An 11,924-nucleotide genomic window follows, 5' to 3' on the forward strand; every position below is an offset into this window, starting at 1 on the left:
CGCTTCGCTGGCCGAGCACTCTGCGGAGTCGCGCAATAGCTTCGCTATCGCTTGCGCGCTTGGCTTAGAAGCGGAAGTTCAAGCCGGCATTCACCGCATGACGACGATAGGTCAGGTCGGTGGCAGCGCCGAGGCGATCGCGGCCGAAGTCCGAATAGCCGTATTCGACACGGGCCGAGACGTTCTGGCTGACGGCACGTTCGTAGCCGGCGCCGACCGTCCAGCCGTCGCGGTTTTCGGTGAAGCGGGTGCCGGCATCATCGAGGTTGAACTTGGCGTTGGCATAGCCGCCGCGGGCATAGACCAGGCCCTGAGGATCGGTCATGAAACCGACGCGGGCGGTGGTGCTGATGGTGCGGCCCTGGGTGAGGCGATAGACATCGAAGCCATCGTCGAGAAAGGTTTCGCCGGTGCGGCCGGTGATGGCGGCTTCGAGACCGAAGACAACGCTCGGGTTGACGCGGAAATCATAGCCGATCTGGCCGCCGTAGTTGAAACCGTCCTTCTTGTTGCTGGCCTTGACCAGCGCGTTGCCGACCTGGGTTTCGAGTGTCTGGCGGTCCTGCTGCCAGCCGCCCTGGATGCCGACAAAGGCGCCGTTGAAGGGCTCGGGGCCGATTTGTGCGACTGCCGGCGTGGCCACAAGGGCGGCGGCGGCGAGAAGAATGATACGCATGAAGTGCTCCAACTGTTTTACGTCGGCCATACAGCCGATGCGCGGTCTATGGAGCGTGGAACCTAAACTCGGGCTGAACGAAATCAGTCGGAATTGTGGAGAAATTGGCGGAAATGCGTGAACGGCGGGCGGGATCCGGTCCCGCCCGCCGCACTTCGGGGTCAGAGTCGCTCGATTTTCTGGGCGGCTTCGTCGAGCACGGCTGCGGCCTTGAGCTGCAGGTCGCGATCGGTTTCGCTGCCCATGCGCGCGGCAAGTGCTGCCTCGACGTTCTTCATGGCGCGGCGGACCGGGGAGGCGCCGGCGCGTGCGGCACGGTGGCCGACGCGTTCGAGTCGATCGAGCGCGGCGGCAAGCGGCTCGGCTTCTTCGGTGAGGGCGGTACGGCCGGATTCGGTGATGGCATAGCGCTTGCGGCTGGCATCGGCCTGTTCCTCGACGAGGCCCTGGTCGGCGAGGAGGGTGAGGAGCGGGTAGACCATGCCCGCGGAGGGGGCATAGGCGCCGCCGGTCATCTCCTCGATGGCCTTGATGAGCTCATAGCCATGGGCGGGGGATTCGGCAATTCGGCTGAGGAGGACGAGGCGCAAGCCATTGGAATCAAGGACCCGGCCGCGGAAGCGCACGCCGCGTTCGAACAGGCCTTCTTCCTCGAACTTGTCTGCCATGCGGGTGGCGAAAGCCTGCCAGCCGCCGCCGCGATGTCCACCATGTCGGAAGGTCATGAGAAATCCTTTCAAGCAGTCTTGAACGTATCAAGATATATCTTGAAGGTTGTTTTTCAAGCTCCGGTGCGAGAAATAGTGGCGATCATGGCCAGCAACCGGGTTGCTGTGGGGATGCGCAAGGGGTGCAGAAGGTCATCGAGAGGGGATTTCGGGGTCGCTTCGGGGCTACGCAGGGTGTGCAGCAGCATGGTCTCGTCGGCGGTAAGGGCGGCCATGGCGGGGCAGCCGAGCTGGAGCGGACGCACGGCACCGGCGACGAGCAATTGGGCGAGGCAGCGGAGAAGCACGCCGATCTCCTGCCCGCGGCCGCCGAACTGGCGGATGAGGGTGACTTCGACCACCCGGCAGCGCGCCATGGGGCCGGCGGTGGCGATGGCGGGGGCGAGGCGGCGGAGCGACCAGAGAAGGACCGCCTCGGCCGGTGCGAGCGCCGGGGAGTTGTCGTCGGGCGTGCCACCACCCCAATAGCCGTCTTCCTGCGCCACGAACATGCTTGCACCTCCACCCGGATCTCGATGTGCAGGCTGGTCTATATGCGAATGGTTCGCAAGAGCAATTCAGCTTCGATCGGCGGCGGCCCGTCGCAAACGGTCGTTGATGGCGGCGCCGAGCCCGTCCTCGGGAAAGGGGGCGACGGCGATGACGCTGCGGTTGCTGGCTTCGGCGTGGTGGAGGGCCGCGAACAGGCCGGCGGCGGCTTCGGCGAGGCTGCCGGCGGGCGACAGGTTGAGATCGCCGGCCACGCTGCCGAAGCCGATGTGGAACTCGTGCGGGGCGGCGTGGAGGGCACCGAGCCGGACCGGCTGGCGGGGGGCGTAGTGACTGGCCATCATGCCCGGTGCAATCAGTTCTGGTGCAATCAGTTCTGGTGCAATCAGTTCTGGCGCGATCACGGCGGCGGCGGTGGCGGGCGGCGACAGCGGCCCGGCGATGGCGGCGATGCGCTCGGCGGCGATTGCGCCGGGGCGCAGAAGGCGGACGACGCCATCGGTGACCTGGACGATGGTCGATTCGAGCCCGGCGCTGCACGGCCCGGCATCGAGCACCAGCGGCACGGCGGCACCGAGGCTGGCGACCACGTGCGCGGCGGTGGTGGGCGAGATATGGCTCGAGCGGTTGGCGCTGGGCGCCGCCAGGGGCCCGGCGGCGGCGATGAGCGCTTGCATCACCGGATGCGCCGGGACGCGCAGCGCCAGGGTCTTGCGGCCGCCGGTGATGGCGGGGGCCAGACCGGCATCGGGGCGCAGCGGCAGCACCAGGGTGAGCGGCCCCGGCCAGAAGGCGGCGGCGAGCGCGCGGGCCGGGGCGTCGAAGATCGCCAGCTTTTCGGCGGCAGCGAAACTGGCGACATGGACGATGAGCGGATTGTGCGAGGGCCGGCCCTTGGCGGCATAGATGGCCGCCACTGCCGCAGGATCGGTGGCGCGGCCGGCGAGGCCATAGACGGTTTCGGTGGGCACGGCGACGATGCCGCCGGCGTGCAAGATGGCCGTGGCTTCGCGCACGGCAGCGGTGTCGGCCGGCTGCACTTGCCGCCCTTCGACTTGTCGCACTGGAGGCGCAGGGCTTTCATGGTGCTCCATGGCTCGGCTATAGCGGGAGCAGCCTTCAGAAGCGAGTTGATGCCATGCCCTACACCGCCCCCATCGCCGAACAGCGCTTCGTGCTCGATGTGATTGCCGATCTGCCGGGGCTGGCGGCGCATGCGGCCTATGCGAATGCCAGTGCGGACATGGTGACCGCGATCCTCGATGAGGCGGCGAAGCTGGCGCAGAACGAGTTTGCGCCGCTCAATCGGGTGGGGGATACGGTGCCGGTGGTGCTCGCAGATGGCGTGGTGACGCTGCCGCCGGGCTTTGCCGCAGCCTATGCCAAATATGTCGAAGGCGGCTGGGCCGGGCTGGGCGTGGCCGAGGCGCATGGCGGCCAGGGGCTGCCCTTTGCGGTTTCGGTGGCGGTGCAGGAGCAGCTGACCAGTGCGAACATGGCGTTTGCGCTGTGCATGATGTTGAGCCAGGGGGCGATCGAGGCGCTCGCGGCGCATGCCAGCCCCGAGCTGCAGGCCGAATATCTGAGCAAGCTGGTGACCGGCGAATGGACCGGCACGATGAACCTGACCGAGCCGCAGGCGGGATCGGATGTGGGGGCGCTGACCTCGCGCGCCGAGCCGCATGCCGATGGCAGCTACCGGCTGAAGGGCACGAAGATCTACATCACCTGGGGCGAGCATGATGCCGCCGCCAACATCGTTCACCTCGTGCTGGCGCGGCTGCCCGATGCGCCGCCGGGGACCAGGGGGATAAGCCTTTTCATCGTGCCGAAGTTTCTGCGCGACGGCACCCGCAACGATGTCCGCTGTGTGGGGCTGGAGCACAAGCTCGGCATCCATGCTTCGCCGACCTGCACGATGAGCTTTGGCGACCATGAAGCCTGTGTGGGCTATCTGGTGGGGGCCGAGGGGGCCGGCATGCGGGCGATGTTCACGATGATGAACAATGCGCGGGTGCAGGTGGGGCTGCAGGGCGTGGCGATTGCCGAGGCGGCGACGCAGCATGCGCTCGACTATGCGCAGAACCGCACGCAATCGGCGCGCTTCGGGCATGGTGGAAAAGCTGTGAGGATCATCGAGCATGCCGATGTGCGGCGGACGCTGATGACCGCGCGGGCGCTGACGCAGGCGACGCGGGCGCTGGTGTATCTGAACGCGGCTGCGGTCGACCGCGCGCATGTGGGTCATGCCGAAGGCCAGGGGTTGGCCGATCTGCTGACGCCGATTTCGAAGGCGTTTGCCACCGACATCGGGGTGGAGGTGGCGAGCATGGCGCTGCAGGTGTTCGGCGGCATGGGCTTTGTCGAGGAGACGGGGGCCGCGCAATATCTGCGCGATGCGCGGATTGCGCCGATCTATGAGGGCACCAACGGCATCCAGGCGCTCGATCTGGTAGGGCGCAAGCTGGGCATGGACGGCGGCGCGCACTGGAAGACGCTGCTTGCCGATGTGCGGACCACCGTGGCCGAGCTGCAAAGCCATGCCGAGCTGTCGACGATGGCGCCATGGCTCGAGGATGCGCTGGCAGCGGCGGAGACGACGACGCACTGGCTGGCGACGACCAACGACCCCGATGACAAGGCGGCGGGCGCCACCCCCTATCTGCGGCTGATGGGGCTGATGCTCGGCGGCTGGCTGCTGGCGCGGCAAGCGCAGGCGGCTGCCGCGATGCTGGGGCGTGGCGAGGGCGACCCGAAATTCCTGAACGCCAAGATCAGCACCGCGCGCTTTTATGCCGAGCAGCTGCTGCCGCAGGCGACAGCACTTGCGGGACCGGTGATGCGCGGCGCCGCGCTGCTTTATGCGATCCCCGAGGATGTGCTTGCGGCCTGAGCGCCCTGCCCTGCCCGGTGCGGGCTGAGCCGCGTGGAGATCGTCTGGTTCAAGCGTGACCTGCGCGTGCACGACCATGCGCCGCTGACGGCAGCGGCGGCGGCGGCGAGCGGGCGGCCGGTCCTGCCGCTCTACATCATCGAGCCATCGCTCTGGGCGCAGGCGGACATGAGCGGACGGCAATTTGCTTTTCTGGCCGAAACGCTGGCCGACCTCGATCGCAGCCTTGCGGCGCGCGGCGCGCGGTTGGTGGTGCGGGTGGGCGAGGCGGTGGCGGTGCTCGACGAACTGCACAAGGCGCATGGCGTGCATGCGGTGCATGCGCATGAGGAGACAGGCAATCTGTGGAGCTTTGCGCGTGACAGGGCGGTGCGGCGCTGGGCGCGCGGCGCCGGTGTGGGCGTGCACGAGGTTCGCCAGCACGGCGTGTGGCGGGCGCTGGACAACCGCAATGACTGGGCGGCGCGCTGGGATGCGATGATGGCCGCACCACGACTGCCGGCGCCGGCGGCGATCCGCTGCGCCGACGTGCCGAGCGATGCGATGCCCGATGCGGCGGCGCTGGGGCTGGCCGACGACCCCTGCCCCGGCCGCCAGCGCGGCGGCCGCCGCGAGGGGCTGGCGCTGCTGAAGGGCTTTTTCGAGAGCCGGGGCCGGCGCTACCGGGCGGCGATGTCGGCGCCGGAGAGCGGGGCGGCGCATTGCTCAAGGCTCTCCCCGCATCTGGCGCAGGGGTCGATCTCGATGCGCGAGGCGTATCAGGCGGCGCTGGCGGCACGGCTGCGCTGGCGGGCCGCGGATGACGCGATGTTCGTGCGGGCGATCGACAGCTTCGTGAGCCGGCTGCACTGGCATTGCCACTTCATCCAGAAGCTGGAGGATGCGCCGTGGCTGGAGGCGCGCTGCCTGCACCCGGCCTATGACGGGGTGCACGAGAATGAGGGGGCGGCGCTGTCGGCCTGGGCGGGCGGCATGACCGGCTGGCCGTTCGTGGATGCCTGCATGCGCAGCCTGGCGGCGACGGGCTGGCTGAATTTCCGGATGCGGGCGATGGTGATGTCGGTGGCGAGCCACCATCTGCGGCTCGACTGGCGGCAGACGGGCGCGGTGCTGGCGCGGATGTTCACCGATTATGAGCCGGGCATCCACTGGGCGCAGGTGCAGATGCAATCGGGCACCACGGGCACCAACATTCCGCGGATCTATAACCCGGTGAAGCAGGGGCATGACCAGGACGCGAATGGCGACTTCATCCGGCGCTGGGTGCCCGAGCTGGCAGGACTGGCGACGCCATGGCTGCACGAGCCGTGGAAGGCACCGCCGGAGCTGCGCGGGGACCTCGGCTATCCTGGGCCGATTGCCGACCATGAGGTGGCGGCGCGTGCGGCGCGGGCGGCGATTGCCGGCATCCGCCGCGACCCGGCGCATGCGCCGCCGGCATGCGCGATTCTGGTGAAGCATGGCAGCCGAAAGGCGGGGCTGCCCGACGCCAACCGCCGGCGCGGCAAGCCGGCTTCAGGGCAGCGCGAGCTGGACCTGTAAGATTGTTCGACGACAATTGGCGACAAGGGGCCGGACTTCCCGGGTCAGGCCATCCCGAGCCGGCGCATCTCGATCTTGGGGCATTTGTCCATCACCACGTCGAGGCCGGCGGCGGTGGCGCGGGCTGCGGCTTCGTGATGGATGACGCCGAGTTGCAGCCAGAGAGCGGGGACGCCGCTGGCAATCGCCTCTTCGACAAGGGCGGGGACGGCATCGGCGCTGCGGAAGATGTCGGCCATGTCGACGGGTCCGGCATCGGCGAGGGTGGCGACGACGGTCTGGCCGAGCAGCGACTGGCCGGCGAGGCCGGGGTTGACGGGGATGACGTCGAAGCCGTGCTGGAGCAGGAAGGCCATGACGCCGTGCGACGGGCGCGACGGATTGGCCGAGGCGCCGACAAGGGCGATGCGCTTCACCCGCCGCAGCAGGCCGGCGATTTCGGTATCGGTGGCAAGCAGGCTCACAGGCCGATCTCCCGGGCGACGCGCAAGGCAATGGGCAGGAAGGCGTGCGCCGCGACGCCGCGGCCGGGCTGGCCCGAATCCGAATCGCTGCGGATGCCGATATCGAGCGGTATGCGGCCCAAGAAGGGGGCACCGATGGCGGCGGCCTCGGCTTCCGCACCGCCCTGGCCGAAGGGGTGGCTGACATGGCCGCATTCGGGGCAGCAATAGCCGCTCATGTTCTCGATGAGGCCGAGGACCTCGACCCCGACCTCCCCGAACATCGCCACGGCGCGGCGGGCATCGATGAGCGCCAGATCCTGCGGGGTGGAAACGACGATGGCGCCATCGGGCTTGAGCTTCTGCGCCAGCGTGAGTTGCACATCGCCGGTGCCGGGCGGCATGTCGATGACGAGGACATCGAGCACACCCCAGTCGCACTGTTCGACCATCTGGACGAGGGCGGAGCTGGCCATGGGACCGCGCCAGATGATCGCCTTGCCGGGATCGGTCATCATCCCCATCGACAGCGCCTTGATGCCATGGACCTGGGCTGGCTGCAGGCGATTGCCTTCGAGCTGGGCACGGCCTTCGATGCCGAGCAGCGTGGGCACCGAGGGGCCGTAGATATCGGCATCGAGCAGGCCGACGGCGAAGCCCTGCCGCGCCAGGGCCACGGCGAGGTTGGCCGAGACGGTGCTCTTGCCGACCCCGCCCTTGCCGCTGGCGACGGCGATGAGCTTGCGGATGCCGGGGATGGTGGAGGCTTGCGGCTTGGCATCGGCTGCGACACTGCCGCGATCGGCCGTGAGGATGATGCGCGCGGCCTTGGGGCCGGCGACACGGTTGACCGCGACTTCGACTTCCGCCTGCAGGCGCTCGGCGGTCGACCGTTCAAGGCCATCGACGGCGAGCACCAGTCCGACGCCGCCATCGGGGCGGACGACGAGGCCGGAAACGCGGCCGCTGGCGAGGATATTGGCGGCCTCGGCCCCGGGCATATCGGCCGCGGCGGCGGGATCGATGACGGTGGCGAGTGCCTCGGCGATCCTGTCCTTGAGTGGCATGCGATTTCCTCTGTGGGGCCTGGCTGCGGTGGCGGGCGCGGCGTCAGTGTCGCGCCCTCGCAATCCGGGAGAGAGCGCGTATATAGGTGGAGATCAAGTATTGACGAGAGACGGAAACCCTAGCCGATGCCCTGGCAGAACAACAATGACCCCAATTCAGGTGGCCGCAAGCCCGGCGACCGTTCGCCGGCGGACCGGGGGCCCTGGGATGACGCTGGTGACGAAGGCGGCAAGTCGTCGGGTGAGGGCGGCGGTTCGGGTGGCGGGCGGAACCCATGGGGCGAAGGCCCCTCGCGCCGGCCGACGGCGCCGCGTCCGAGTGGCAACCGTGATTTCGACGACATCATTCGCCGGGGGCAGGAGAAGCTCCGGCAATCGCTGCCCGGTGGCGGCGGTGGCGGCCGCGGCTTCGGTGGCGGCGGCGGTGGCGGCGGCGGGCTCGATGCGCTCGGCGGCAAGGGCGCGCTCTGGGTGGGGGCAGCGCTTGTCGCGGCCTGGCTGATCTTCTCGAGCTTTTATCGCGTGCAGCCGCAGGAGCGCGGCGTGGTGCTGCGCTTCGGCGCCTATGTGCAGACGACCGAGCCGGGGCTGCACTTCAAGCTGCCGTTCCCGATCGATTCGGTGACGTTGCGCAAGGTGGAGCAGATCAACTCGATCGACATCGGTGCGGTGGACGGCAATGCCGAAAACCTGATGATCACCGGGGACCAGAACATCATCACGCTGGCCTATGCGGTGCGGTGGAAGATCAACAATCCCGAGCAGTTCCTGTTTGCACTCGCCAACCCCGAGCAGACGGTGCGCGAAGTGGCCGAGAGTGCGATGCGTGCCGAGATTGCGCGCGCGACACTGACCGACGCGATCGGCCCGCAGCGCGCGCAGATCGCCGAACAGGTGCGTGAACGCATCCAGTCCACGCTCGACAGCTATCGCAGCGGCATCGACATTCGCGGCGTGGACATTCGCCAGGCCGATCCGCCGGGTGCGGTGGACGATGCCTTCAAGGATGTGTCGGCCGCACAGCAGGATGCGCAGCAGTATCTCAACCAGTCGCGGGCCTATGCGCAGCAGTTGCTCGCTTCGGCGCAGGGTGCGACGGCGGCGTTCGACGCGGTGTACGAGCAATATCGCCTGGCACCGGAAGTGACGCGCAAGCGCATGTATCTGGAGACGATGGAGAGCGTGCTGAGCAAGGTGGACAAGACGGTGATCGAGCCGGGCTCGGTGACGACCTATCTGCCGCTGCAGGAAATCAAGAAGCGTCCGGCGGCGGTGCCTGAACCCGCGCCCGCGCAATAGACGAGTGTGAACAAGACCATGCCCCTGACCCGCAACCCCATCCTCTGGGCCGCCATGGCCTTTGCACTAGTCGTGCTGGCGATGAGCACCTTTTATGTGGTGCCCGAGAGCAAGCAGGCGATCGTGCTGCGGCTCGGCAAGCCCGAGCGGATCGTCAACAGCTACAAGCCCAACCAGCCGTTCGGCATGGGGGGCGCGGGGCTGGTGGCGAAGGTGCCTTTCATCGAGAATGTGATCTTTGTCGACAAGCGGGTGCTCGATCTCGACATGGAGGCGCAGACGGTGCTTTCCACCGACCAGCTTCGGCTGGTGGTGGATGCGTTTGCGCGCTTCCGCATCACCGATCCGCTGCGGATGCTGCAGACGGTAGGAACCGAGACGAATGCCGCCGATGCGCTGAAGCGGATTCTGACGTCGCGGCTGCGCAACGAGCTCGGCAAGCAGCCGTTCTCGGCGCTGCTCAGCCCCGAGCGTGGGCAGATGATGGATGACATCCAGACCGTGGTGAACCGCCAGGCGCGGCAATATGGTGCCGAGATCGTCGATGTGCGGATCAAGCGCGCCGATCTGCCGAGTGGCACGCCGCTCGAATCGGCGTTCCAGCGGATGCGTTCGGCGCGGCAGCAGGAGGCGCTGACGATCCGCGCGCAGGGGCAGAAGCAGGCGCAGCTGGTGCGCGCCGAGGCGGATGCCGAGGCGGCGCGGACCTATGCCGGCAGCTTCGGCAAGGACCCGGAATTCTATTCCTTCTACCGCGCGATGCAGGCGTATCGCACCACCTTCACCGATTCGAGCTCGACGATCGTGATGTCGCCCAACAACGAATTCCTGCGCGAATTCGAGGGCAACCGCGGCAACCGGTGATGGCGGGGTGCGACGCCATGTGTCGGGCGGGGCCGCTCCTGTTCATCGCTGGTTAGGCGCACCTCAACGATGAACGAGATGCGATGAACAACCCCGGGGAAGCGCATTCGAGCGCTCCCGTTGTACGAAAGGTTCCTATCACGTGCGAATTGCCCGTAGTCTCATTCCTGCAGCCCTTCTGGTGGGCGGCGCCGCCGCCATCATCATGCCGGCCAACAGCCAGCAGGCCCCGGTGGCGCAGAATGCGACGCCGCCGGCCGTGCCGATCAACCCGCCGGGCGGTGCGCCGCGCAGCTTTGCCGAGCTGACGTCGAAGCTGTCTCCGGCGGTGGTCAATGTGTCCACCACGCAGAAGGTGCCGGTCAACCGCTTCCGCGGGCTGCCGCCGGGCTCCCCGCTCGAGGAGCTGTTCCGCCGCTTCCAGGAGCAGCAGGGCGAGCAGGGCGAGCCGGTGACGCGCGAGGCAAATTCGCTCGGCTCGGGCTTCATCATCTCGGCCGACGGCTATATCGTGACCAACAACCATGTGATTTCGGCGAGCGACGGGCGCAACCCATCCCCCAACGCGCCGCCAGTCGAATCGATCACGGTGACGCTGGCGGACCGGACCGAGTACAAGGCGACCGTGGTGGGGCGTGACCCGCTGACCGACATGGCGCTGCTCAAGGTCGATGCCAAGAACCTGCCGTTCGTCGAATTCGCGCCGCGGGACGATGTGCGCGTGGGCGACTGGGCGATTGCCATCGGCAACCCGTTCGGGCTTGGCGGCACGGTGACGGCGGGGATCGTCTCGGCGCTGCATCGCAACATCGGCGCCGGGCAATATGACCGCTATCTGCAGACCGATGCCAGCATCAACCAGGGCAACAGCGGTGGGCCGCTGTTCGACCTCGAGGGCAAGGTGATCGGCATCAATACCGCGATCTTCTCGCCGACCGGCGGCAATGTGGGGCTGGGCTTTGCGGTGCCGGCCGAAGTGGCGCGGCCGATCATCCAGCAGCTTCGCGCCACCGGCACGGTGAAGCGCGGCTATCTGGGCGTCGGCATCCAGCCGCTGAGCGCCGACATTGCGGCGGGCCTCGGCCTGCCCAAGGACAAGGGCGAGATCGTCGCCTCGGTCGAGCCCAATGGCCCGGCGGCGCGCGCCGGCATTCGCCAGGGCGATGTGATCACGCGGATCAACGGCCAGGAAGTGACCTTCGACAACACGCTCTCCTATGTGATCGCCAACACGCCGGTGGGGGCTGCGATCCCGATCGAGCTGCTGCGCGACGGCCAGCGCCGCACGATCAGCGCCACCATCGCCCAGCGGCCTTCGGAAGCGATTGTGCAGGCGCGCTCGGGCCTGCCAACCGATCCGGAAGTCGAGGCAACCGAGGAGAAGAGCCCGGCGGCGGAAGCCACGCGGCAATCGCTCGGGATCACGCTGACCCCGCTGACTGAAGCGATCCGCACACAGCAGAAGCTGCCCGCCACCGTGCGCGGCGTGGTGATTGCCGGGATCAGCCCCGGTTCCGACGCGGCCTCGCAGGGCCTGCAGCGCGGCGACGTGATCCTGTCGATCAACCAGCGGCCGACGACCACGCCGGCGGAAGCGGCTGCGGCGGTGGATGCGGCGCGCAAGGCCGGGCGCGACACGGTGCTGCTGCTCGTGCAGCGCGGCGCCGGGCTGCCGCTTTACCGCGGTGTCAAGCTGATCGCCGCGACGAAGTAGCCGCGCACTTTCCACTTGCTGCCGCGAGACCCGCATTTTGATGATATCAAAATGCGGGTCTCGTTTTTTGTTGGCGTGGTTTTGTCGGAAAACCGGTGGCCACATTTGCGAAACTGAACTGCCCCGGGTTTACCGGAGGGTAAAACCCTCAGAGGATACCCATCATGGTAGAGAAGAAAAAAGCATCGCCGTATTCGCCGGAATTTCGT

At 67.8% G+C, this 11,924-nt stretch carries 11 protein-coding genes; 5 read left to right on the forward strand and 6 right to left on the reverse strand.

Features of this window, described 5'->3' with window-relative positions; translation table 11 throughout:
- Positions 1-64 precede the first annotated feature (64 nt).
- From FHS79_RS13580 to FHS79_RS13595, 4 genes are all read right to left on the reverse strand, one after another.
- The gene (locus FHS79_RS13580; protein WP_184201082.1) at positions 65-676 is read right to left on the reverse strand and encodes an outer membrane protein; all 612 of its coding nucleotides are present in this window, start codon (positions 674-676) and stop codon (positions 65-67) included.
- 161 nt (positions 677-837) lie between these two features.
- Positions 838-1,401, reverse strand: a complete 564-nt coding sequence (locus tag FHS79_RS13585) for a PadR family transcriptional regulator (RefSeq protein ID WP_184201085.1) — start codon at positions 1,399-1,401, stop codon at positions 838-840.
- Between the two features lie 56 nt (positions 1,402-1,457).
- Complete coding sequence (locus FHS79_RS13590; protein ID WP_184201088.1) at positions 1,458-1,895, reverse strand: hypothetical protein; 438 nt, start codon at positions 1,893-1,895, stop codon at positions 1,458-1,460.
- 66 nt (positions 1,896-1,961) lie between these two features.
- A complete protein-coding gene (locus FHS79_RS13595) occupies positions 1,962-2,987 on the reverse strand; it encodes an L-threonylcarbamoyladenylate synthase (RefSeq protein ID WP_184201091.1) in 1,026 nt (341 codons plus the stop codon).
- A gap of 44 nt (positions 2,988-3,031) precedes the next feature.
- Between FHS79_RS13595 and FHS79_RS13600 the strand changes: the two genes are divergently transcribed.
- On the forward strand, positions 3,032-4,786 hold the full coding sequence (locus FHS79_RS13600; protein WP_184201094.1) for an acyl-CoA dehydrogenase family protein: 1,755 nt from the start codon (positions 3,032-3,034) through the stop codon (positions 4,784-4,786).
- A gap of 33 nt (positions 4,787-4,819) precedes the next feature.
- Complete coding sequence (locus FHS79_RS13605) at positions 4,820-6,328, forward strand: FAD-binding domain-containing protein (RefSeq protein ID WP_207792355.1); 1,509 nt, start codon at positions 4,820-4,822, stop codon at positions 6,326-6,328.
- Positions 6,329-6,372: 44 nt separating this feature from the next.
- On the opposite strand, the gene FHS79_RS13610 is transcribed toward FHS79_RS13605, so the two are convergent.
- Together FHS79_RS13610 and FHS79_RS13615 are read right to left on the reverse strand one after the other, a co-directional pair.
- The gene (locus FHS79_RS13610; protein WP_184201146.1) at positions 6,373-6,786 is read right to left on the reverse strand and encodes a CoA-binding protein; all 414 of its coding nucleotides are present in this window, start codon (positions 6,784-6,786) and stop codon (positions 6,373-6,375) included.
- A 2-nt stretch (positions 6,787-6,788) separates the two neighbouring features.
- On the reverse strand, positions 6,789-7,838 hold the full coding sequence (locus tag FHS79_RS13615; protein WP_184201097.1) for an Mrp/NBP35 family ATP-binding protein: 1,050 nt from the start codon (positions 7,836-7,838) through the stop codon (positions 6,789-6,791).
- Positions 7,839-7,964: 126 nt separating this feature from the next.
- Between FHS79_RS13615 and hflK the strand changes: the two genes are divergently transcribed.
- The 3 genes from hflK (at position 7,965) to FHS79_RS13630 (ending at position 11,715) form a co-directional block, all read left to right on the forward strand.
- Entirely contained in the window at positions 7,965-9,137 is a 1,173-nt protein-coding gene (hflK, locus tag FHS79_RS19205; RefSeq protein WP_184201100.1) for an FtsH protease activity modulator HflK, read from the forward strand.
- A gap of 18 nt (positions 9,138-9,155) precedes the next feature.
- Positions 9,156-10,001 (forward strand): protease modulator HflC, encoded by an 846-nt coding sequence (hflC, locus tag FHS79_RS13625; protein ID WP_184201103.1) that lies wholly within the window; start codon positions 9,156-9,158, stop codon positions 9,999-10,001.
- A 205-nt stretch (positions 10,002-10,206) separates the two neighbouring features.
- On the forward strand, positions 10,207-11,715 hold the full coding sequence (locus FHS79_RS13630; protein ID WP_207792358.1) for a Do family serine endopeptidase: 1,509 nt from the start codon (positions 10,207-10,209) through the stop codon (positions 11,713-11,715).
- Positions 11,716-11,924 lie beyond the last annotated feature (209 nt).

It is taken from the genome of Polymorphobacter multimanifer (genome assembly GCF_014205635.1).
Classification (GTDB): domain Bacteria; phylum Pseudomonadota; class Alphaproteobacteria; order Sphingomonadales; family Sphingomonadaceae; genus Sandarakinorhabdus; species Sandarakinorhabdus multimanifer.

Bases quoted from the DNA above. Each gene is read 5' to 3' on its own strand.
- FHS79_RS13580 (WP_184201082.1), bottom strand. From the start codon at position 676: ATGCGTATCATTCTTCTCGCCGCCGCCGCCCTTGTGGCCACGCCGGCA.
- FHS79_RS13585 (WP_184201085.1), bottom strand. From the start codon at position 1,401: ATGACCTTCCGACATGGTGGACATCGCGGCGGCGGCTGGCAGGCTTTC.
- FHS79_RS13590 (WP_184201088.1), bottom strand. From the start codon at position 1,895: ATGTTCGTGGCGCAGGAAGACGGCTATTGGGGTGGTGGCACGCCCGAC.
- FHS79_RS13595 (WP_184201091.1), bottom strand. From the start codon at position 2,987: ATGGAGCACCATGAAAGCCCTGCGCCTCCAGTGCGACAAGTCGAAGGG.
- FHS79_RS13600 (WP_184201094.1), top strand. From the start codon at position 3,032: ATGCCCTACACCGCCCCCATCGCCGAACAGCGCTTCGTGCTCGATGTG.
- FHS79_RS13615 (WP_184201097.1), bottom strand. From the start codon at position 7,838: ATGCCACTCAAGGACAGGATCGCCGAGGCACTCGCCACCGTCATCGAT.
- hflK (WP_184201100.1), top strand. From the start codon at position 7,965: ATGCCCTGGCAGAACAACAATGACCCCAATTCAGGTGGCCGCAAGCCC.
- hflC (WP_184201103.1), top strand. From the start codon at position 9,156: ATGCCCCTGACCCGCAACCCCATCCTCTGGGCCGCCATGGCCTTTGCA.
- FHS79_RS13630 (WP_207792358.1), top strand. From the start codon at position 10,207: ATGCCGGCCAACAGCCAGCAGGCCCCGGTGGCGCAGAATGCGACGCCG.